This window comes from Mycobacterium sp. NGS26 (assembly GCF_059813025.1).
The window spans coordinates 495,427-517,668 of sequence record NZ_JCALDU010000004.1 but is presented as its reverse complement, the minus strand read 5'-3'; the positions used below and the strand labels follow the sequence as shown (position 1 = coordinate 517,668).

The window sequence follows — 22,242 nt, the reverse complement described above, 5'->3', positions numbered from 1 at the left end:
CGGCGGGCGGGTTCTCCGGAAGGTCAGGTTCTGTGTCAGCCATGGTTCCTGATTCAGTCGTTGGCGCCGGCGAAGGCGGTCGGTGAACCGACGCCGCTGCGCAGACTGCCGTCCAGGTAGGCGGCACGGCACGCGCGGCGCCCGATCTTGCCGCTGGACGTCCGCGGAATGGTGCCGGCCTGCACCAGCAACAGGTCGCGGACGGTCACCCCGTGGCGAACGGCGATGGCCGCCCGGATGTCGTCGGCGATGGGTTGGTAGTCCAGCTTGTGCGTGCCGGCGGCGCGCTCGGCGACGATCACCAGCTGTTCGGACGTGTCCTCGGGGTCGAACTTGATCCCGGCGTGCGGGTTGTCGAACACCACCTGGGGCAGCTGGTTGGCCGGGACCGAGAACGCGGCGACGTAGCCGGTGCGCAGCGCGCGGCTGGCCTCCTGCGCCGAGTACTCGAGGTCCTGCGGGTAATGGTTGCGGCCGTCGATGATGACCAGGTCCTTGATGCGGCCCGCTATATAGAGGTGCCCCTTGTGGTAGGTGCCGTAGTCGCCGGTGCGCACCCACATCCCGTCGTCGGGGGCGCCCTCGGCGTGCGACTGGCTGATCCGCGACTTGAGGATGTTCTTGAACGTCTGGGAGGTCTCCTCCTCCTTGCCCCAGTAGCCGATGCCGAGGTTGTTGCCGTGCAGCCAGATCTCGCCGATCTGCCCGTCGGGCAGCTCGCTGGCCGTGTCGGGGTCGACGATGACCGCCCACTCGTCCACCCCGACGACGCCGGCGGACACCTGCGCGACGGCGTTGGGCGCGTCGGCGGGCACCTCGACGAAGCGCTGGTTGTTCAGCTCGTCGCGGTCGACGTGGATGACGGTGGGCGCCTCGTCCATCGGCGTGGTGGAGACGAACAGCGTCGCCTCGGCCAGGCCGTAGGACGGCTTGATCGCGGTCTCGCGCAGGCCGTATGGCGCGAACGCCTCGTAGAACTTGCGCATCGACGACGGGGACACCGGCTCGCTGCCGTTGAGGATGCCCTTGACGTTGCTCAGGTCCAGCGGCGGCTCGCCCTCCTTGGGCACCCCGCGCACCGCGGCGTGCTCGAAGGCGAAGTTCGGCGCGACGGTGAAGACCTCGCAGTCCGGGCCGTCCTCGGGCTTGCGCGCCATCTCGCGGATCCACCGGCCGGGGCGCCGGACGAACGCGGCCGGGGTCATGAAGGTGAAGTTGTGGCCGAGCACCGGCGACAGCAGCGCCGTGATCAGGCCCATGTCGTGGAAGAACGGCAGCCAGCTCAGGCCGCGGTCGCCCTCCTTGCCCTCGAGGCCGTTGAGCACCTGCAGCACGTTGGTGGGCAGGTTCAGGTGGGTGATCTGCACGCCCGTCGGGGTGCGGGTGGAGCCGGAGGTGTACTGCAGGTAGGCGATGGTGTTCTCGTCGGCCACCGGCTCCTGCCAGGTGGCGGCGACCTCGTCGGGCACCGCGTCGACGGCGATGACGCGGGGCCGTTCCTTGGCCGCCCGGGCGCGGATGAACTTGCGGACGCCCTCGGCGGCCTCGGTGGTGGTCAGGATCGTCGAGGGGGTGCAGTCGTCGAGCACGGCGTGTAGCCGGCCCACGTGGCCCGGCTCGGCCGGGTCGAACAGCGGCACCGCGATCCGGCCGGCGTACAGCGCACCGAAGAAGGCGATCAGGTAGTTGAGGTTCTGCGGGCACAGGATCGCGATGCGGTCACCCGGCTGGGTGACCTGCTGCAGCCGGGCCCCCACCGCGCGGTTGCGGGCGCTGAACTCCGACCACGAGATGTCCTTGTATTCGCCGTCGCGCTCGGTGGAGAAGTCGACGAATCGATAGGCCAGATTGCCGCCACGAACCTTCGCCCACTTCTCAACGTGACGAACCAGATTCGTGTTCTCGGGGAACTTGATTCGTCCGTTGACGATGAACGGGTTGTGGTACGCCATGCCGGTTTCTCCTGTCACAACACAATTTGGTCGGCTGCCCCCGACGCTATAACCGCGCGCACGCCGGCCCCGTCACGGCGCATGCTAAGGCGAGCGTCGATTAGGTGCCAGCTTCGACCCCAACGGGTCACGATCACAATGCTCTTACTTTTCTCTTAATGTTAAGGGGCGGCACGCGGCAGACCAAATCACAAGGTACCGCCGATTCCGTCACACATCGGCCTACGTCGCGGTCATGTCACCCATGTTTGGGGTGGGGCGCATTCTCGATGAGCCCGTGGGCCCAGTTCGCCGTCCAATCCGTCGCCGGGACCCCGTCCAGGTTCCAGAACTGGGTGGTGGCGTACAACGCGTGTATCGGCTGGCCGGCGCCCCCGGCCAGCGTGTTCAGCGTGCTCGGCAGGTTGGCGACGCTGAACGCCTCCTCCGGGGCCGCGCAGATGAGGTCGCCCGGCGCGCAGATCTCGTTGGTCTTGTCGTTGAGCGCGCCGAAACCGCCCGGCCGCGCGCCGGTCATGGTCAGGCCGAAACCCGACAGCATCGGCACCTCGGCCAGCGTGACCTCGGCGCCCTCGCCCGGCGGGTTGGGCCCGATGTCCTTGCCCACGCCCTGCTGGCGCCGGCCGTCGGCGATCAGCGTCACACCGAGCACCAGGTCGTCGTCGACGGGACCGCGGCCGTTGCCGATGTCGCTGGCGATGTCGCCGGCGATCACCGCCCCCTGCGAGAAGCCCATCAGCACGTAGCTGGTCAACGGGCACTTGTTGTTCATGTCGGTCATCGCCTGGACGGTGGCGCGGGTGCCTTCGGCCCGGCTGTCGTTGTAGGACATCTGCTTGTCGGAGCTGAGCGGATTGTGGAACTGCGCCGTGTACGGCGTGGTGTACGTCTGCACCCGCGCGGATCCGAACTGCTGGCCGAGCTCCGCGGTCACCTTGTGCAGCAAGGCATTCGGGAACTGCATCGGGTTCAGCGGGTCGTCCTGCGGGGACGACTCCCAGGTCCCGGGGACCGTCACCAGCTGCACGTCGGGACACGACGCGTCCTGGAAGGCGGGCCGCGGCTTGTGCGGGTGCGTCGTCGTCGACGACGGGGGCAGCACGCCGGGCGGCACCGCGCTGGGCGGCGACGACGGGTGGCGCAACAGCATCACGGCGCCCAGGATGACCAGCAATACGACGCCGGCCATCGACAGGGCGGCGGCCCAGGCGAGGATTCGGTGGCGTTTGCGCCGGGCGTTGGTGGCCATGTTCTCCTGCTGGCAGAGTCGGTGGTCGCAGCTCGATTCGAGGCAAGCGGCCGCCCCCTGCTGCTCCCCCCACGGTACCGGCTCACCGCGCCGGCGCCGCCGGCGCTCGGGCCAGCGAATGACTAGCGAATGGCTAGCGGATGGCCCCGACGATGTCGCCCGACATCGCGCCCAGCTGCGCGGACCACGAGCCCCAGCCGTTGTCGCCGCCGCCCGGGAAGTCGAAGTGACCGTTGTGCCCGCCGGTGCTGCGGTACTGCTGGTAGAACTCCCGCGAGCTGCCCATCGCCGCGCCCGCCTGGCCGATCATCGCGGCGTCGTCGCCGCCCATGTTCATCGGGCTGTAGACCCACACCCGGGTGTTGTTCTGCGCCAGCAGCGTGGAGTGCACGTACGGGTCGTGCCACTTCCACCGGCCCAGCTGCGGCGCGCCCCACATGCCGTTGCCGTCCACGCCGCCGAACTGCTGCAGCCCGGCCAGGATCGCGCCGTTGTAGTTGGTGCTCGACGGGTACAGGAAGCCCGACAGCGAACCGGCCATGCCGAAGCGATCCGGGTGGAAGGCGGCCAGCGCCATCGCGGCGTAGCCGCCCTGCGAGGCGCCCACGGCGGCGTGGCCGCCGGGGGCCAGCCCCTTGTTGGCGGCCAGCCAGTTGGGCAGCTCGCTGGACAGGAAGGTGTCCCACTGCTTGCTGCCGTCCTGCTCCCAGTTGGTGTACATGCTCCACGCCCCGCCCGCGGGCGCCACCACCGAGATCCCCTTGCCGGCCAGGGTGTTCATCGCGTTGCCCGCGGTCACCCAGTTGCTCACGTCCGGGGCCGCGTTGAAGGCGTCGAGCAGATACACCGCGTGCGGCCCGCCGCCCAGGAACGCCACCGGGATGTCGCGGCCCATCGCCGCCGACGGGACCATCAGGCTCTCGTAGCCCGCGGCCCGGGCCTTGCCCGCGGTTCCCGGCGCCGAGACGGCAGCCACACCGCCCAGCCCGACCGATAGTGCGGCAACGCAGAACACCCGCAGCAGCGCTGACAGACCCCTCATGTCCACCCTCCAACGTCTAGTCGCTGTGAGCACAGTAACCACACCCGATGGGTGGCGTAAATCACCAATGGCGGCGACCCCGGGGGATCGCCGCCATCGGCGGTGTTCGATTTCGGCCGGCCGACTAGGTGCCGTGGGTGCTGTTGCCCGCGTTGGTCGCCGCGGCCGTGGCGGGACCGGCGCCCGGCGTCGCGCCCAGCGCCTGCTGCAGATCCGGCTTCATCGCATTGAGCTGCGCACCCCAGTACGGCCAGTCGTGGGTGCCGTTGGCGTCGAAGTTCCACACCGCGTTGTGGCCGCCGGCGGCGTTGTAGGCCGTCTGGAACTTCAGGTTGCTGCTCCGCACGAAGCCCTCGAGGAACTTGGCGGGCAGGTTGTCGCCACCCAGGTCGGACGGCTTGCCGTTACCGCAGTAGATCCAGATGCGGGTGTTGTTCGCGACCAGCTTGCCGACCTGCAGCGTCGGGTCGTTGCGCTGCCAGGCGGGGTCGCTGGACGGGCCCCACATGTCGTCCTTCTTGTAGCCGCCCGCGTCGCCCATGGCCAGGCCGATCAGCGACGGCCCCATGCCCTGGGACGGGTCCAGCAGCGCCGACAGCGAGCCGGCGTAGACGAACTGGTCGGGGTGGTAGGCGGCCAGGATCAGCGCGGACGACCCGGCCATCGACAGGCCGACCGCGGCGCTGCCGGTGGGCTTGACCTGCTGGTTGGCGGCGAGGTACTGCGGCAGCTCGCTGGTCAGGAAGGTCTCCCACTTGTAGGTGGTGCAGCCGGCCTTACCGCAGGCCGGCTTGTACCAGTCGGAGTAGAAGCTGGACTGCCCGCCGACCGGCATGGCCACGGCGAGGCCCGACTGGTTGTACCACTCGAAGGCGGGGGTGTTGATGTCCCAGCCGTTGAAGTCGTCCTGCGCGCGCATGCCGTCGAGCAGGTACACGGCCGGCGCGTTGGGGCCGCCGCTCTGGAACTGAACCTTGATGTCGCGGCCCATCGCGGCGGAGGGAACCTGCAGATATTCCACCGGCAGGCCCGGGCGCGAGAACGCCCCAGCCGTCGCCGAGCCCCCCACGACGCCGATCAGGCCCGGCAGCAGGGCTGCACCAACAGCACCCACCGCGAGCCGGCGCGGCACAGCCGCCACGGCACCGCGAACTCTGTCAACGAGCTTCATCCTTGCTTCCTCATCCTTTCGGGCGCATTCTTCGTCCCCGCGCATGAATCATTGGGTCCGACTGCATACGTCTCGGGCGCAGCAGTGCCCGTGTAGTCAACCACACGATCGGGCCTCCGCTCTCATCGAGCAGGCCCCGCAAACCGTCATCCGGCCGCGATTTCCGGTGGTTTTCGAGCCGAACCGGGCGCCCGAAGAGGGCGTTTCCGCATGTGCCGGGCCGGTGTCGCGCGCTGGTGGCGCCGCAGATGTGAGTTTGCTGTCAATCCGCCGTGCCAGCGCGGCGCGAGCGGTTGGGAACCCGTGGGAAAAAATTCGCCGGAACTTCACTCGCGGGGCGGCGGCGGGCCCGCCTCGGGCACCGGCAGCCCGCACCGGGCGAGCTCGTAGAGCGGCACCCGGTCGATCTGGTACTGGGTGAAGGTGAAGGAGTGCAAGAAGTTTGAGACGAACCGGTGCGGCGTCATCGGGGCGCGCACCGAGGCCAGCACCGCCTGCGTCTCGGGGCATTGCAGCGCCGCGACCGCCTGGGTGACCCAATTCGCGTCCAGGTAGCCCGGAATGCCCGGATAGACCTTCACCCACGGTCCGTCGGCGATCACCCAGTCCGGGAAGAGGTTCTTGTCGTGCCCGATCCGGCCGTGCGCCAGCCGACCGGTGTGTTGCGCGATGGGGTTCGCCAGCCCGATCTGGTCGATCACCCGAACGTCGAGCCCGACGTTCATGCCGACCATGCCGAGGTTGGTGAAAAACACTGTGTGTTGCGGCTTTTGGGGTGGTTTGCCGCTGGGGGGCTGGCCCATCGGCACCAGGTCCCACTGCGTGTAGTTGCCGGACGGCAGCAGCAACGCCCCGTCCGGGGTGTTGTTGAGCGCCGTCAGGATCGCGGCCATCCTCGGGTAGCCCAGGTAGTCGGCGGCGGTCAACGGGTGCGCCTGCCCGGTCGCCTGCGCGTAGAAGCGGCGCTCGTCGACGATCCCCGAATACGTGACGTGGGTGGCGTCGTCACCCATCCCCGGCGAGTTTGCTGCCCACAGCGACCAGCCCGCGATCCCCAGCCACAACACCGCCGCCGCACCGCCCACCAGCATGCCCGTCTCGCGCAGGTAGACCTTCCCGTCGGGAATGATCACCGGGACCACGGCGACCGGGGCCAGCAAACAAAACAGCGGCGCCAGCAACACCCGGGCGTGCATGAAATCGCCGCCCTGCCGGATCCAATACAGCGCCTGCAGCAGACCGCTGACGAGCACGAAGACCACCACGGCCGGCGGGCTCTGCACCCACCGGGCCACCCGCCCGTAGTTGGGCGCCAGGGCGGGGCGCAGGAACGACGGCCGGCGACGCGCCGCCATCAGCAGCAGCCCCAGCGGCACAAGCAGCACCGCGGGCGCCCAGATCGCGTAGGGCGCGTTGAAGTTCGAGAGGTAGATCATGCCCTGCGACCACTTGTCGCCGGCGGCGTCCTTGGCCAGGGCGGTGCCCGGCACCAGCAGGCCGTAGTAGCCCATCCGGAAGATCTCGTAGGCGACCGGCAGGAACCCGCCGGCCACCACGATCAGCGCCCGGCGCTGCCAGGTGCGCGCCGCGATCAGCATCATGATCAGCGCCAGCCCGCCCATCAGCGCGAAATCGGGCCGCACCAGGACGCTGAACCCCGCCACGAACGCCAGCGCGGCGATGAACGCCCGGTGATCCGGGCGGGTCCGCAGCGGCTGCGCCCAGCAGACCATCATCCACCACAGCAGCCCGAGGTAGGCCAGGGCCAGGCCGCTTTCCAGGCCGGAGGTGGCGAAGTCCCGCGACGGCGGCAGCGCGACGTAGACCAGCGCGCCGGCGGGCAACATGATCGCGCGCGCGCCGCGCAGGCTCGGCGCGTAGAGCCGCCCGGCGCCCAGCATCAGCAGCGCCACCCCCAGCACGGACAGCCCCAGGGACAGCGCCAGCGCCACGTACTCCATGCGCATCGGGCCGCCGACCCAGCTTCCCGCGTACATCAGGTACGTCCACGCCGTCGACGTGTTCGCCTCGACGCGCTCGCCCTGGTTGAACACCGGCCCGTTGCCGGCCAGCAGGTTGCGCACGGTGCGCAACACGATCAGCCCGTCGTCCGCGATCCAGCGCCGCTGCCAGGCGCCCCACCCGAACAGCACGGCGACCACCGCCACGCTGGCCCACAGGCTGGCCCGGACCACGACGTCGTACGGGAACACCGGCCACCGGACCCGCCTGGCCACCGCCCGACCGCGCATCACCCCCAGCCTCAGGGCATTCAGTTGGGGGCTAGCCGAAGGCAACGGCGGCTCCGACTGTCGCAATCCACGCCAGCGCCAGCGCCTGCAACACCCGGTCGCGCAGCGCGATGTCCTCCGGCTCCCCGGCCAGCCCGCCGTCGACGTCGACCGCGTAGCGCAGGATCGCGATGGTGAACGGGACCATCGACACCGCGAACCAGGACCCGGAATGGCGGTCGCGCTCGAACGCCCACAGCCCGTAGCACACCACCACCGCGGTGGCCGACAGCGTCCAGACGAATCGGAGGTAGGTGCTGGTGTAGCTCTCCAGCGCCTTGCGGATCGCCGCGCCGGTGCGCTCGGCGACTTGCAGTTCGGCGTAGCGCTTGCCGGCCACCATGAACAGCGAGCCGAACGCCACGAACAGCAAAAACCATTGCGACAGCGGGATATCCGTGGCCGCGCCGCCGGCGATGGCCCGCAGCAGATACGCCGACGACACGATGCAGATGTCCATCACGGCCTGGTGCTTGAGCCCGAAGCAGTAGCCGAGCTGCATCCCGATGTAGACGGCCATCACCAGCGCCAGGTTCGGCGTCAGCCACCAGGCGATCGCCAGGGACGCCACCCCCAGCAGCGCGGCCAGCAGGTAGGCAAGCCACTCGGGGACCACGCCGGCGGCGATAGGCCGGAACCGCTTGGTGGGGTGCTCGCGGTCGGCCGCGACGTCGCGCACGTCGTTGATCAGGTATATCGACGAGGCGGCCAGGCTGAACACGACGAAGGCCACCGACGCCTCGGTCAGCACCTTGGTGTAGTCGTAGCGGATGGTCCCGCCCAGCGCGGCCAGCGGGGCGGCCAGCACGATGACGTTCTTCACCCACTGCCGCGGCCGCATCGCCTTGACCACGCCGGTGATCACGTTGGCCGGCGGCCCGGTCACCACGTCTTCACTCATTCGGCGCACCTCTTTCGGAGCCTCTCGCCGCCGCTTTGGGCGATCCCCGCGACGGCGGCGCCGAGCGCGATGCCGAAGACCACGTCGCTGGGATAGTGCACCCCCAGCAGTATCCGCGACAGCGCCATCGGCGGGACGAGCAACACGGGCCCAAGCCCTTCGGGCAGCCCGGCGGCGCGGCCCATCAGGATCGCCGCGGCCGTGGTGGAGGTGGCATGCGCCGACGGGAAGCTCAGCCGGCTGGGCGTGCCGACGTTGACGGCGACGGCCGGGTGGTCCGGCCGGGTGCGTCGTACCAGCCGCTTGATCGCCACCGCGGCCGCGTGCGCGACGAACGCGCCGGCCCCGGCCACCAGCCAGTCCCGGCGGCGCCGCGGCGCGAGCAGCGCGCCCAGCAGCGACACGGCCACCCAGCCGACGCTGTGCTCGCCGAAGTGGGACAGCCCGCGCGCCGCGGCCAGCGCCCCCGGGCGGTCACCGAGCGCCGACTGAACGGCCACGATCGCCGCGACCTCGCCGTGCGGCGCCTCCGATACGGGGGTTTCAGCCATTGCCCGCTGCTGGCAGCAACGCCGTCTCCCACTTCTGCTTGCTGGACAACACGGGCAACGCCCCCCGATACACCCGGCGCATCTCGTCGAACCGCCGCAACAGCAATCGCTGCCGGCGCAGCGAGGCGAACAGCAACGAGAACATCTTGCGCCGGTCGCGCTGTCGATAGACCACACCGCACCCGTCGGCCGTCGTCACGGTCACGCCGTCGACCGTGCACAGCCGGAACCAGCGCGCGTCCTGGGTCGGCACGTTGAACTCCGGGCGCCGGTGGGCTTCCGGATCGGAGGCCTTGAGGTTGTGCAGCATGCCGCGGGCCAGCCGGTAGCCGATGGACAGCGGGTTCACCGGGGGATTCATCGCCTTGCTCATGCGCAGCGGCCGCGGCAGCTCGCTGGCCGCCGGCAGGACGACGGCGTCCGGGAACTCCTTGCGCATCCGGTGCACCTCGGGCAGCGCCGACTCCAGGATCGAGAAGATGTGCTCGGGGCCGGCGAGGAAGTCGTCGATGGCCCTGTTCTGGATCGCCACCGTCGAATATTCAAGGCAGGCAAGGTGTTTCAGCGTGGCCTTCAGGTGGCTGCGGACCAGCCCGGTGATGTCGCCGTCCCAGTGCATCGCGGCGACCACCAGCCGGTTGCGCAGATGGAAGTAGGCCTGCCAGTCGATGGCGTCGTCCTTGTCGCTCCAGGCCATGTGCCAGATCGCCGCGCCGGGCAGCGTGACCGTCGGATACCCGTGCTCGGCCGCCCGCAGGCCGTAGTCGGCGTCGTCCCACTTGATGAACAGCGGCAGCGGCTGTCCCAGCTCCTCGGCGACCTGCCGCGGGATCATGCACGTCCACCAGCCGTTGTAGTCGACGTCGATGCGGCGGTGCAGCAGCTGGCTGCGAGGGTTCTTGTCGTTCAACGGATATTCGGCGAAATCGTGGTCGTACTCGGCGTGCGGAGCGGCGGTCCACATGAAGTTCGACGGGTTCACCACCTCGCCCATGATGTGCAGGTGCGACGGCTCCTGCAGGTTGAGCATCTGTCCGCCCACCAGCATCGGGCTCTTGGCGAACCGGTGCATGGCCAGCACCCGCAGGATCGAGTCCGGCTCGATGCGGATGTCGTCGTCCATGAACAGGATCTGTTGGCAGTCGGTGTTTTTCAGCGCCTCGTACATCACCCGGCTGTATCCGCCGGACCCGCCGAGGTTGGGCTGGTCACAGATGGTCAGCCGGTTGCCCAGCCGCGCGGCCGCGGCCGGGAAGTCCGGGTGGTCGCGCACCTTGCGCACGCCCTGATCCGGCACGATCACCGCGCCGATCACCTCGTCCACCAACGGGTCCGCGGTCAGCGCGGCCAGTGCGTTGGTGCAGTCGGCCGGCCGGTTGAACGTCGGGATGCCGACCGCGACGTTGGCCGTGCCGGGGGCGGGCTCGGTCGCATACCAGCCGCCGCCGAGCAGGTTGACGTTGCTGTCGGTGGTGATGTCGAACCAGATCCAGCCGCCGTCCTCGAAGGGCTGCAGCCCCACCTCGATCTCGACGACGACGGGCTGGTCCTCGGTGCCGGCGAACTGGCGCCCCTCGACGTAGATGCGCGCCCCGGTGGCCTTGGTCCGGTAGACGTCGACCCGCCCGGCGCCGGTCATCTCGACGCGCAGCACCACCGACTTGCAGATCGTCCAGCGCCGCCAGTAGCTGGCCGGGAAGGCGTTGAAGTAGGTCGCGAACGACACCTCGGACTCCGCGCCGATCTGCAGCGAGGTGCGGGTCGGCGCGTGCGCGCGCCGCGAGTTGGTGATCGACTCCACCAGGTAGAGCTTGCGCACGTCGAGGGGCTCACCCGGACGCGGCAGGATGATTCGGGCCAGCAGGCTCTGGGCGGTCATTCGCGGTTCCCCTCGAGTGGTGCGCCGTCGCGCAGGTGCGGCGCCAGGACGTTGTCGTACATGTTCAGCGCGCTCGCGATGGCCATGTGCATGTCCAGGTACTGGTAGGTGCCCAGCCGGCCGCCGAAAAGCACCTTCGCCGAAGCGGTTTCGGATTTTGCGCGCTCCCGGTAGGCCGCCAGCACGGCGCGGTCGGCCTCGGTGTTGATCGGGTAGTAGGGCTCGTCGTCGTCTCCGGCGAAGCGCGAGTACTCCCGCATGATCACCGTCTTGTCGGTCGGGTAGTCCCGCTCGGGGTGGAAGTGGCGGAATTCGTGGATGCGCGTGTAGGGCACATCGAGATCGTTGTAGTTCATCACCGGCGTCCCCTGAAAATCCCCCATGGGCAACACTTCCACTTCGAAGTCCAGTGTGCGCCAGCCGAGCCGGCCCTCGGCGTAGTCGAAGTAGCGGTCCAGCGGGCCGGTGTAGACAACCGGCGCCGCCGGGGACTCCCGGCGCAGTTGGTCGCGTACGCCGAACCAGTCGGTGTTGAGCCGGACCTCGATGCGGTCGTCGGCGGCCATGTTCTTTAGCCACGCGGTGTAGCCGTCGGCCGGCAGGCCCTCGTAGGTGTCGCTGAAGTACCGGTTGTCGAAGGTGTAGCGGACCGGCAGCCTATTGATGACGGCAGCCGGGAGCTCACTGGGGTCGGTCTGCCACTGCTTGGCGGTGTATCCCTTGACGAACGCCTCGTAGAGCGGCCGGCCGATCAGCGAGATGGCCTTCTCCTCCAGGTTTTGCGCGTCCGCGGTGTCGATCTCGGCGGCCTGCTCGGCGATCAGCTGCCGCGCCTCCGACGGCGAAAAGTACTTGCCGAAGAACTGCGACACCAGGCCCAGGCCCATCGGGAACTGGTAGGCCTGCCCGTTGTGCATCGCGAATACCCGGTGGCGGTAGTCGGTGAAGTCGGTGAACTGCCGCACGTAGTCCCAGACCCTCTTATTAGAGGTGTGGAACAGGTGGGCGCCGTACTTGTGGACCTCGATACCCGTCTGCGGCTCCGCCTCCGAATAGGCGTTGCCGCCGATGTGCGGGCGCCGCTCGACGACCAGCACCCGCTTGCCGAGTTGGGTGGCCGCGCGCTCGGCAATGGTCAGGCCGAAGAATCCGGAGCCGACGACGAAGAGGTCGAAACGAGCTGTCATCGGTTGCCTAGGGTATCCGACCGCGCCGCGTAACCCGATTTGGCGACGCCATCGCGAAGATTGCGGCCAAGGTCGCAATTGCCTCACGATTCAATATCACCACTCTAGTCACAGCAATCTCACTCGTACCATCGACTGTGTGTGGTTCATGCCGGATAGGACGGGCAGGACACGCCGACACAGCAGTTCAAATAGTTGTCCAGATTGAGGAGACTTCCGTGCCGAACCGACGCCGACGCAAGCTTTCGACAGCCATGAGCGCGGTCGCCGCCCTGGCAGTCGCGAGTCCTTGCGCATACTTCCTGGTTTACGAATCCACCGCGGGCAGCAAGCCGCCCGAGCACCACGACTTCAAGCAGGCCGCGGTCATGAGCGACCTGCCCGGCGAGCTGATGGGCGCGCTTTCGCAGGGCCTGTCGCAGTTCGGGATCAACCTGCCCCCGGTGCCGGCGTTGAGCGGGACCAGCGGCACCACCACCGGCGCCACCGGGCTCACCAGCCCGGGTCTGGGTACGCCGGGCCTGACCAGTCCGGGGCTGACCAGTCCGGGTCTGGGTACGCCGGGCCTGGGTACGCCGGGCCTGGGTACGCCGGGGCTGGCCAGCCCGGGCCTCGGCACGCCGGGCCCGACCACCCCGGGTCTCGGCACACCGGGCGTCGGCACACCGGGGCTGACCAACCCGGGCCTGACGCCCGGGACGCCCGGGCTCACCGCGCCGGGTGCGCCGACCACGCCGGGCGCGGGGATGAACCCCGCGCTGTCCAACCCGGGCCTGACCAGCCCGACTGGAGTCGCGCCGGGTCTCGGCGGTACCGGGGTCACCCCCAGCGAGGTGCCGATCGGCGCCGCGCCGGCCGGCTTGGACCCGGGCGCCGACGGCACCTACCCGATCCTCGGTGACCCGTCGACCCTGGGCGGCGCCTCGCCGGTGGGGACCGGCGGTCTCGGCGGCGGCTCCGGCAGCAGTGGCGGCGGCGGGCTCGTCAACGACGTGATGCAGGCCGCCAACCAGCTGGGCGCCGGTCAGGCGATCGACCTGCTCAAGGGCCTGGTCATGCCGGCGATCATGCAGGGCGTGCACGGCGGCGCGGCCGCGCCGGGTGCCGCCGCGAGTGCCCTGCCGGGCGCCGCGGGTGCCCTGCCGGGTGCCGCGGGTGCCCTGCCGGGTGCGGCAGCGGGTGCGTTGCCGGCCGCGGCGGGTGCCGCGGGTGCTTTGCCGGGCGCGGCGGGTGCCGCGGGTGCCCTGCCGGGCGCGGCGGCGGGTGCGCTGCCGGCGGCCGCCGGGGCACTGCCGGCCGCGGCGCCGGCGCTGCCTCCGGTCTAAGAGCTTCGGGGGACCTGTCACCTGACGGCACCGCAGAGTCCGGGATTGGGGAGCTAGCAACTCGCCCGGCAACCAAACCTCTGCGGTGCCGTCGAACAGGTTTTCGTGGAGTTTTCGGGCGCGTACATCGTGTCGCCTCATAGGTAACATCAGAAACACACGTAACATCGGCTGGTGTCGTCCCGCCGTCGCGCACCAACGATGCTGCTCACCGCCGTCGCGGCGACGGTGGTCATCGTCTCGGCGGTGGCGGACGTGACACACGATCGCGGCGTCGCCGGCCCGCCCCCGGCGCGCGGCACCCAGCTCACCGAGCGACCGCTGATCGGGCTCGGCGCGGGCGTCACGGTTCGCGAGGTCACGCAGGACGAGCCGTTCTCGTTGGTCGCGCTCACCGGCGACCTGGCCGGCACCTCGACCCGGGTGCGCGCCCGGCGGCCCGACGGATCCTGGGGGCCCTGGTATCAGACCGAGTACGAGACCGCTGCCCCCGACGGCGGTTCGGGCAACGACGCCGGCCCGGCCCAGCAGGGCGGTTCGGGCAACGACGCCGGCCCGGCCCAGCAGGGCGGTTCGGGCAACGACGCCGGCCCCACCGAGGGCCCGCGCAGCACGGATCCGGTGTTCGTCGGCACCACCACGACGGTGCAGATCGCGGTCACCCGCCCGCTCGACGCGCCGGTGACGCGGGCCGCGCCGCCGAGCGGCCCGGCCGAGGACGCGGGCCTGGGCTACAAGCCGGCGTCGCGGGAGCAGCCCCTCGGGCAGAACATCTCGGCGATCCTCATCTCGCCGCCGCAGGCGCCGGCGCAGACGCAATGGACGCCGCCGTCGGGGGTCGTCATGCCGGGCCAGGCGCCGCCCATCATCAGCCGCGCCGAATGGGGGGCCGACGAATCGCTGCGATGCGGTAGTCCCCAGTACGACAACGGGATTCGCGCCGCCGTCATCCACCACACCGCGGGCAGCAACGACTACTCACCGCTGGAATCGGCCGGGATCGTCAAGGCCATCTACACCTACCACAGCAAGACGCTGGGCTGGTGCGACATCGCCTACAACGCGTTGGTGGACAAGTACGGCCAGGTCTTCGAGGGCAGCGCCGGGGGACTGACCAAAGCGGTCGAGGCCTTCCACACCGGCGGCTTCAACCGCAACACCTGGGGCGTGGCGATGATCGGCAACTTCGACGACGTGCCGCCGACGCCGATCCAGCTTCGAACCGTCGGCCGGCTCCTCGGCTGGCGTCTGGGCCTCGACGACGTCGACCCCAAGGGCACGGTGGCCCTCGAGTCGGCGGGCAGCCACTACACCACCTTCCCGGCCGGCGCGGTGGCGAACCTGCCCACCATCTTCACCCACCGCGACGTCGGCAACACCGACTGCCCCGGCAACGCGGCCTATGCGCTGATGGACGAAATCCGGGACATCGCATCGCATGTCAACGATCCGCCCGAGGAGTTGATCAAGGCGCTGCAGGGCGGCGCCATCTACGAGCACTGGCAGGCGATCGGCGGCATGAACAGCGTCCTGGGCGCGCCGACCTCGCCGGAGGACAGCGCCGAGGGCGGCGCCCGGTACGCCACGTTCGCCAAGGGCGCGATGTACTGGTCACCCGAGACGGGCGCGCAGCCGGTCACCGGCGCGATCTACGAGGCCTGGGCGTCGCTGAGCTTCGAGCGGGGCCCGCTCGGGTTGCCCACCAGCGCGGAAATCCAAGAGCCACTGCGGATTACGCAGAACTTCCAGCACGGGACGCTGAACTTCGAGCGGCTCACCGGAAACATCACCGAGGTCGTCGACGGGATCACCACGCCGCTGGCGACGCAGTCGCCCAGCGGCCCCACGGTGCCGCCGGAACACTTCTCGCTGCCGGCGCACCCGACGACCACCTAGGCGCTCAAGCCGATCGCCACCAGCGTTCCAGCACCCGCGCGACGCCGTCGTCGTCGTTGGACGCGGTGACCTCGTCGGCGGCGGCCCGCACGTCCGGGTGCGCGTTGCCCATCGCCACGCCGTGCCCCGCCCACAGCAGCATCGGCACGTCGTTGGGCATGTCGCCGAACGCCACCACCTCATGGCTGCCGATCCCCAGCGGCTTGGCGACCTCTTCCACGCCGGTGGCCTTGCTGATTCCCAGCGGGACGATCTCCACCAGCCCGTTGTCGGTCGAGTAGGTGACGTCGCCCTCGATGCCGACGTGCTTGGTCAGCACGGCCGCCATGTCCGCGCTGCGGGCACCGGCCTTGCGGATCAGCAGCTTGATCGCCGGCGCGCTGAGCAGGTCCTCGATCGACACCTCGGTGTTGTCCGGGTTCAGCCATGCGTGCTCGTAGCCCGGCGAGCTGATGAACTGGGGCGTCGCGGTGTCGTGGGCGCGCTCGCCGATCCGCTCGACGGCCAGCCCCGCGCCCGGGATGACCCGGTTCGCGAGCTCGGCCAACTCGGCCAGGGTGTCGACGTCGATGGTGCGCGCCGACACCACCCGGTCGGACGCGGGGTCATAGACGACGGCCCCGTTGGCGCACACCGCCATTGGCGCGAACCCGAGCGCGTCCACCACCGGGCGTATCCACCGCGGCGGCCGCCCGGTGGCCACGACGAAGCCCGCGCCGGCGGCCACCGCGGCGCGCACCGCTTCGCGCGTGCGCGGGGAGATGGTTTCGCTGCCGTCGAACAGTGTGCCGTCGACGTCGCAAGCGATCAGCGCCGGCGATATCGGGTCGGTCACCGAGCTGTCACCGACACGGTCCGCCTTCGAAGTCGTTGGGCGTCAATGCAATCCGCTCAGATCTTGCCCCGGCCGGGTCACGCCATCGGTTCCGTACCGTCGAATCCGCTCCTGCAACTCGGCCAACCTGATGGCCTGGGAATCTTCTCGGGTGGGGGCGCTGCCACCCAGCCGCCGGGGCACCCAGTACTCGCCATCCGGATGCGGATATTCCTCCTGCACCTGGTAGAGCAACTCGTTCATCACACTGCGCAGCATGACGTTGAGTTGCTCCGGCGTGCCCTGGGGCGCCAGCGGGCGGCCGACGGCCACGGTGATCGGAACCTTGTTGCGCCACACCTTCTTCGGATGATCCTTGGGCCAGATGCGGTGTGCGCCCCAGACGACCACTGGAAGGATTGGCGCCTGGGCCTCCAGCGCCATCCGCACGGCGCCCGTCTTGAACTCCCTGAGCTCGAAGCTGCGGCTGATGGTGGCCTCGGGATGCATCCCGATGAGCTCGCCCTCGCGCAGCCGCCGCACGGCGACGTCGAAAGCGTCGTGTCCACGCCTGCGGTCTACCGGGATGAGCCGGGCGTGCTTGATCACGTAGTTGACCGACTTCACCTCGCCCATCTCCGCCTTGATCATGAAGTACATGCGGCGGCCCCGCTCCTTAACGGCGAGCATCGTCGGGAGCCAGTCCAGGTAGCTGGTGTGGTTCTGGGCGAGTATCGCGCCGCCCCGCTGCGGGATGTTCTCCAGGCCGCGGTAGGTGAACTTCGTTCCCTGCATCGCGACGACCGGCGGGACGACCAACTCGCCGAACCGGTAAAAGGCGTCTCCCATGTCCTTCTCCTTTCCCTCCCGCGCCCCTACCGCGACCGATTCGGGGTGCGGTTGGCGGCCTTGTTGGCCGACCGTGCCGCGGCCTCCTCGGCCTCGATCTCGGCCGCCTCGGCCAAAGTCGGTGCGCCGCCGCCCAATCGGGCCGGCACCCAGTAGGCGCCCGCCGGCTGGGGATAGTCCCGCTGGGCCCGATGCAGCAGCTCCGTCATCGCCTCGCGCAGGGCGGCGCTGGTCTGCGCGACGTCGTCGGCGGCCCGCAGCGGCGGGCCCACCTGCACGATGACCGGCAGCTTGCGGCGGCCGATGTGCCGCGGGTGGTCCTTGGTCCAGATCCGCTGCGCGCCCCAGACGATCACCGGAACGATCGGAACGTCGGCTTCGAGGGCCATCCGGGCGGCCCCGGTCTTGAATTCCTTGAGCTCGAAGCTGCGGCTGATGGTGGCCTCCGGGTAGACCCCGACGAGCTCGCCCTCGCGCAGCCGCTGCACGGCCACCGCGTAGGCCCCGGCGCCGGCGTCACGGTCCACCGGGATGGTCTTCGTGTGTTTGATCAAGAAGTTGATCGCCTTCACCCGCTGCATCTCCGCCTTGATCATGAACCGCAGCCGGCGGCCGCGGCGGTGCATCGCCAACGCGGCGGGCAGGAAGTCGACGTAGCTGGTGTGGTTGATGGCCACCACCGCGCCACCGTGTGCCGGGACGTTCTCCTCGCCGCGGTAGGTGATCCGGGTTCCGGTCGCCATCACGACCAGCTGGGCCATGATCTCGAGCGTGCGAAAGGTCGGCTCCGCCATGGGCTACGGCTCCGGTGCCCGTGCGGCCTGGGCGCGACGGGCCGCCCGCGCGGCCGCCTCCTCGGCGTCGAGGCGGGACGCCTCGGCCAGCGAGGGGGCGCCGCCGCCCAGCCGGTGCGGCACCCAGAACTCCCCGGCCGGATGCGGCCCGTACTGTTCCTGCGCCCGCTCCAGCAGGTGTTGCATCCGCGAGTGCAGCAGGCCCTTCAGATCCTCGATCGCCAGCGTCGGCTCGATCGGTTCGCCGACGAGCACCGTGATCGGCACCTTCGGGCGAAGCAGCTTCTTGGGATGGCCCTTGGTCCAGATGCGTTGTGCGCCCCAGACGATGTGCGGAACGATCGGCACGCCGGCCTCGACCGCCATCCGGGTGGCCCCCGACTTGAACTCCTTGATCTCGAAACTGCGGCTGATGGTGGCCTCGGGGTACACCCCGACCAGCTCGCCGTCCTTCAGCATCCGGACGGCCTCCTCGTAGGACGCGGCCCCGTCCAGCCGGTCCACCGAGATGTGCCGCAGGCTGCGCATGATCGGCCCGGTGATCTTGTGGTCGAAGACCTCCTGCTTGGCCATGAACCGGACCTTGCGGCCCAGGCCCTGCTTGTAGGCGGGCAAACCGGCGAAGGTGAAGTCGAGGTAGCCGGTGTGGTTGATCGCGACGACCGCGCCGCCGCTGGTGGGCAGGTTCTCGACCCCGGACACGGTGATCTTGAGGCCCTGTATGCGCCAGACCAACCGGGCAAGCTGAATGACAGTCCCGTATACCGGTTCCACAGCCATTCAGCGTAGTGCTCCCGGCTGTGAGCCGCCTGACGCAGTCCACGGACGACGCCGCACGCTAAGCTTGGGACGATCCCCAGCGACCCGAGAAAGGTATTTGTGCAGGTCACGAGCGTAGGCCACGCCGGATTCCTGATCCAGACCCATGCGGGCAGCATCCTGTGTGACCCCTGGGTCAACCCCGCCTACTTCGCGTCCTGGTTCCCCTTCCCGGACAACAGCGGGCTGGACTGGGACGCGCTGGGCGACTGCGACTACCTGTACGTCTCGCACCTGCACAAGGACCACTTCGACGCGAGGCACCTGCGCGCCCACGTCAACAAGGACGCGGTGGTGCTGCTGCCCGACTTTCCGGTGCCCGACCTTCGAAATGAGCTGCAGGAGTTGGGCTTTCACCGATTCTTCGAGACCACCGACTCGGTCAAGCACCGGGTCGCCGGGCCCAAGGGCGAGCTCGACGTCATGATCATCGCGCTGCGCGCCCCCGCGGACGGGCCGATCGGCGATTCGGCGCTGGCGGTTTCCGACGGCAGCACAACGGTTTTCAACATGAACGATGCCCGGCCGGTGGACTTGGACGTGCTGGCCCGTCAGTTCGGGCACGTCGACGTGCACATGCTGCAGTACTCCGGGGCGATCTGGTACCCGATGGTCTACGACATGCCCGCACGCGCCAAGGCGTCGTTCGGCACCCAGAAGCGGCAACGGCAGATGGATCGCGCCCGCCAGTACATCGCCCAGGTGGGGGCGACCTGGGTGGTGCCGTCGGCGGGGCCGCCGTGCTTCCTGGACCCGGAGTTGCGCCACCTCAACGACGACCGCGGCGACCCGGCCAACATCTTCCCCGACCAGATGGTGTTCCTGGACCAGATGCGCGCCCACGGGCACGATCGCGGCCTGCTGATGATCCCGGGGTCGACCGCGGATTTCACCGGCGCGCGGCTGAGCTCGCTGAGCCACCCGCTGCCCGTCGAGGACGTGGAGGCCATCTTCACCACCGGCAAGTCGGCCTACATCGCCGACTACGCCGACCGGATGGCGCCCGTCCTGGCCGCCGAGCGGGCGAGCTGGGCTCCCGCGACCGGCGAGCCGCTGCTGGAACCGCTGCGGGCGCTGTTCGAACCGATCATGTCGCAGAGCAACGAGATCTGCGACGGCATCGGCTATCCCGTCGAGCTGGTGATCGGCCCGGAGACCATCATCCTCGACTTCCCGAAACGGGCGGTGCGCGAAGCGATTCCCGACGAGAAGGTCCGCTACGGCTTCGCCATCGCGCCGGAGCTGGTGCGCACCGTGCTGCGGGACCGCGAGCCGGACTGGGTGAACACCATCTTCCTGTCCACCCGTTTCACGGCGTGGCGGGTCGGCGGCTACAACGAATACCTGTACACGTTCTTCAAGTGCCTGACCGACGAGCGCATCGCGTACGCCGACGGCTGGTTCGCCGAAACCCACGACGACTCCGCGTCGATCGTCCTGGACGGCTGGGAAATTCAGCGCCGCTGCCCGCATCTCAAGGCCGACCTGTCGAAATTCGGTGTGGTGGAGGGCAACACGTTGACCTGCAACCTGCACGGGTGGCAGTGGCGGCTGGACGACGGCCGCTGCCTGACCTCGCGGGGTCATCCGCTGCGGAGCCGCCGGGCATGACCGACACGTATGACGACGGCCTGGTTCAGCTGGACCGCGCGGCGATCACGTTGCGCCGCTACCACTTTCCCTCCGGCACGTCCAAGGTCATCCCGCTCGACACCATCCGTGGGTACAAGACCGAGGCGCTGGACCTCTTCTGGCACCGCTTGCGCGTCTGGGGCACCTCGGATTTCCGCCGTTGGCTGCCCCTGGACATGAAGCGCCCGTTCCGGTCGACGCTGGTCACATTGGACGTGCCGGGAACCCGGCCCAGCCCCGCGTTCACGCCCGCGCGCCCGGACGAGTTCATCGCGCTGCTGGACAAGTTGCTGGGCGAGTCGCCCTAGCGGTCGTCCAGTGCGGCCCGCCCGGCGTTGTAGCCGGGGATGAAGGTGATTCCCGGTCCGCCGTGGCAACCGGCGCTGCCCAGGTACAGTCCCTCGATCGGGATCGGCTGGCCGAGAAAGCCTTTCGGACCGGGCCGATTGGGGCCGATCTGGTCGGGGTTGAGCAGACCGTGGCAGTAGTCGCCGCCCGGGGCGCCGAACATCACGCCCATGTGCCTGGGCGTGAAGGTGGTGTGCCGGATGATGCTGCGCTCGAAATTCGGCGCGAGCCGGGTGATCTTGTCGATCACCCGCTGACCCATTTCGACCTTTGCCCGGCCGTAGTCGGCGCCGCCCTCGATGGGGAACCACAACGCGAACGCCGACGCGGCGTGCTTGCCCTCGGGGGCCAGGTCCGGATCGTTTTGCGACGGGATCTGCAGGACCACCGTCGGATCGGCCGGGACGATGCCGCGGCGGCAGTCCTCCCACTGCCGCTGGACTTCCTCCGGCGTGCAGAAGAGCCCGATGGATGCCTGCATGGCCGGGTCGTTGAGGGACTCGTACGGCGGGCCGAAGGCGGGCGCCTCGTCCAGCGCGAAGTGCATCTGCAGGTAGCTGCCGCGGTGGTCGATCCGCGCGTAGCGCGCCCGGATGTCGGCCGGCAGCGCGGCGGGGTCGATCAGCTCGTTGAGCGTGACGTCGGGCGCGATGCCGGACACGACGATCGGGGCCGTCAGCGTCTCCCCGGCCTCGGTCCGCACGCCGGTCACCCGCCACCCGGAACCGGCGTTGTCGACCAGGATCTCGGTCACCTTGGTGCGCAGCCGCAGCTCGCCGCCGCGGCCCTCCAGCAGTTCGCACAGGTGCGCGGTGAGCGCGCCGATGCCGCCGCGGAGCTTCTTCATCTGCATGGTGTCCCCGTCGGGAACGCCCAGCCCGAAGGCCAGCGCGGCCGCGCTGCCCGGGGTGGCCGGCCCGCGGTAGAGGGTGTTGACGGCCAGCACGGTCATCGAGCCGCGCAGCGCGCCGTGCTTCTCGCGGTCCGGCAGGTAGCGGTCCAACACGTCGGTGCACGAGCCGAACAGCATGTCGTCGATGGCGGAGCGTTCGAATTCGTTTGTGGCGCAGGCATACATCTCGTCGAGCGTCTTGGGCGGCGCGCCCGCCTCGAACCGGCCCAGCGCCCGCGTCGGGGCCTGGCTCCACGCCATCAGCCCGGCCATGCCGTTGACCGCGTCCGCCCCGTGCACCTCGTTGAGGTGGGCGAACAGTTTGACCGGGTCGCTGTACTGTACCAGCGGGTCGTCGCCGACACCGCGCACCGCCACCGACATCACGTCCAGGTCGATGGTCGGCAGGGTGTCCAGGCCCAGCTCCTGCACCACGACGGCCGCCGTCGGGAACTGCACCGAGCCGGCGATCTCGAAGCGGTACCCGTCGAACAGCTCCACGGTGGAGGCCATCCCCCCGGCGTATAGCTTCGAGTCCAGGCACACGGTCCGCAGCCCGGCCTTCTGCAGCAGCACCGCCGCGGCCAGCCCGTTGTGCCCGGCACCGACAACGATCGCGTCATAACCAGTCATTCTGGGCAGGCTGGCAC

18 protein-coding genes are annotated in these 22,242 nt (G+C 69.5%); 4 read left to right on the top strand and 14 right to left on the bottom strand.

What is annotated here, in order from left to right; translation table 11 throughout:
- Positions 1-53: 53 nt before the first annotated feature.
- The 9 genes from fadD32 to glf all read right to left on the bottom strand — a co-directional run bounded on the left by fadD32 (position 54) and on the right by glf (position 12,223).
- A complete protein-coding gene (gene fadD32, locus AC5Y6X_RS16825; protein WP_499987650.1) occupies positions 54-1,952 on the bottom strand; it encodes a long-chain-fatty-acid--AMP ligase FadD32 in 1,899 nt (632 codons plus the stop codon).
- 238 nt (positions 1,953-2,190) lie between these two features.
- Positions 2,191-3,201: a carboxylesterase Culp6 gene (culp6, locus tag AC5Y6X_RS16820; RefSeq protein WP_324681963.1), complete on the bottom strand. Its 1,011-nt coding sequence runs from the start codon at positions 3,199-3,201 to the stop codon at positions 2,191-2,193.
- 133 nt (positions 3,202-3,334) lie between these two features.
- Positions 3,335-4,243: an esterase family protein gene (locus AC5Y6X_RS16815; RefSeq protein WP_499987648.1), complete on the bottom strand. Its 909-nt coding sequence runs from the start codon at positions 4,241-4,243 to the stop codon at positions 3,335-3,337.
- A 124-nt stretch (positions 4,244-4,367) separates the two neighbouring features.
- Positions 4,368-5,414 (bottom strand): diacylglycerol acyltransferase/mycolyltransferase Ag85B, encoded by a 1,047-nt coding sequence (gene ag85B / locus AC5Y6X_RS16810; protein ID WP_324681965.1) that lies wholly within the window; start codon positions 5,412-5,414, stop codon positions 4,368-4,370.
- 326 nt (positions 5,415-5,740) lie between these two features.
- On the bottom strand, positions 5,741-7,711 hold the full coding sequence (aftB, locus tag AC5Y6X_RS16805; protein WP_499987646.1) for a terminal beta-(1->2)-arabinofuranosyltransferase: 1,971 nt from the start codon (positions 7,709-7,711) through the stop codon (positions 5,741-5,743).
- Positions 7,698-8,606, bottom strand: a complete 909-nt coding sequence (locus AC5Y6X_RS16800; protein ID WP_324681968.1) for a decaprenyl-phosphate phosphoribosyltransferase — start codon at positions 8,604-8,606, stop codon at positions 7,698-7,700. Before AC5Y6X_RS16800 ends, aftB begins: the two co-directional genes overlap by 14 nt.
- Positions 8,603-9,157, bottom strand: a complete 555-nt coding sequence (locus tag AC5Y6X_RS16795) for a phosphatase PAP2 family protein (RefSeq protein ID WP_499987644.1) — start codon at positions 9,155-9,157, stop codon at positions 8,603-8,605. Before AC5Y6X_RS16795 ends, AC5Y6X_RS16800 begins: the two co-directional genes overlap by 4 nt.
- The gene (locus tag AC5Y6X_RS16790; RefSeq protein ID WP_499987642.1) at positions 9,150-11,036 is read right to left on the bottom strand and encodes a glycosyltransferase; all 1,887 of its coding nucleotides are present in this window, start codon (positions 11,034-11,036) and stop codon (positions 9,150-9,152) included. The genes AC5Y6X_RS16795 and AC5Y6X_RS16790 overlap by 8 nt, the downstream gene beginning before the upstream one ends.
- A complete protein-coding gene (glf, locus tag AC5Y6X_RS16785) occupies positions 11,033-12,223 on the bottom strand; it encodes a UDP-galactopyranose mutase (protein ID WP_499987641.1) in 1,191 nt (396 codons plus the stop codon). Before glf ends, AC5Y6X_RS16790 begins: the two co-directional genes overlap by 4 nt.
- A 218-nt stretch (positions 12,224-12,441) precedes the next feature.
- Between glf and AC5Y6X_RS16780 the strand changes: the two genes are divergently transcribed.
- Complete coding sequence (locus AC5Y6X_RS16780; protein WP_499987639.1) at positions 12,442-13,548, top strand: PirG; 1,107 nt, start codon at positions 12,442-12,444, stop codon at positions 13,546-13,548.
- A gap of 174 nt (positions 13,549-13,722) precedes the next feature.
- On the top strand, positions 13,723-15,444 hold the full coding sequence (locus AC5Y6X_RS16775) for an N-acetylmuramoyl-L-alanine amidase (RefSeq protein ID WP_499987638.1): 1,722 nt from the start codon (positions 13,723-13,725) through the stop codon (positions 15,442-15,444).
- Between the two features lie 4 nt (positions 15,445-15,448).
- Here AC5Y6X_RS16775 and AC5Y6X_RS16770 read toward each other — a convergent pair whose 3' ends face one another.
- The 4 genes from AC5Y6X_RS16770 to AC5Y6X_RS16755 are packed head-to-tail and all read right to left on the bottom strand — an operon-like array spanning position 15,449 to position 18,675.
- Entirely contained in the window at positions 15,449-16,279 is an 831-nt protein-coding gene (locus tag AC5Y6X_RS16770; protein ID WP_499987636.1) for an HAD family hydrolase, read from the bottom strand.
- Between the two features lie 42 nt (positions 16,280-16,321).
- A complete protein-coding gene (locus tag AC5Y6X_RS16765) occupies positions 16,322-17,107 on the bottom strand; it encodes a lysophospholipid acyltransferase family protein (protein WP_499987634.1) in 786 nt (261 codons plus the stop codon).
- Between the two features lie 26 nt (positions 17,108-17,133).
- Complete coding sequence (locus AC5Y6X_RS16760) at positions 17,134-17,901, bottom strand: lysophospholipid acyltransferase family protein (protein WP_499987633.1); 768 nt, start codon at positions 17,899-17,901, stop codon at positions 17,134-17,136.
- Positions 17,902-17,904: 3 nt separating this feature from the next.
- Entirely contained in the window at positions 17,905-18,675 is a 771-nt protein-coding gene (locus AC5Y6X_RS16755) for a lysophospholipid acyltransferase family protein (protein WP_499987632.1), read from the bottom strand.
- A gap of 105 nt (positions 18,676-18,780) precedes the next feature.
- Here AC5Y6X_RS16755 and AC5Y6X_RS16750 point away from each other — a divergent pair, with 105 nt between their 5' ends.
- Both AC5Y6X_RS16750 and AC5Y6X_RS16745 read left to right on the top strand, forming a co-directional pair.
- Positions 18,781-20,331 (top strand): Rieske 2Fe-2S domain-containing protein, encoded by a 1,551-nt coding sequence (locus AC5Y6X_RS16750; RefSeq protein ID WP_499987631.1) that lies wholly within the window; start codon positions 18,781-18,783, stop codon positions 20,329-20,331.
- Positions 20,328-20,660, top strand: coding sequence for a hypothetical protein (locus tag AC5Y6X_RS16745; protein ID WP_499987629.1), 333 nt, complete (start codon positions 20,328-20,330; stop codon positions 20,658-20,660). The genes AC5Y6X_RS16750 and AC5Y6X_RS16745 overlap by 4 nt, the downstream gene beginning before the upstream one ends.
- On the opposite strand, the gene AC5Y6X_RS16740 is transcribed toward AC5Y6X_RS16745, so the two are convergent.
- A complete protein-coding gene (locus AC5Y6X_RS16740; RefSeq protein ID WP_499987628.1) occupies positions 20,657-22,225 on the bottom strand; it encodes a phytoene desaturase family protein in 1,569 nt (522 codons plus the stop codon). The genes AC5Y6X_RS16745 and AC5Y6X_RS16740 overlap by 4 nt on opposite strands.
- Positions 22,226-22,242 lie beyond the last annotated feature (17 nt).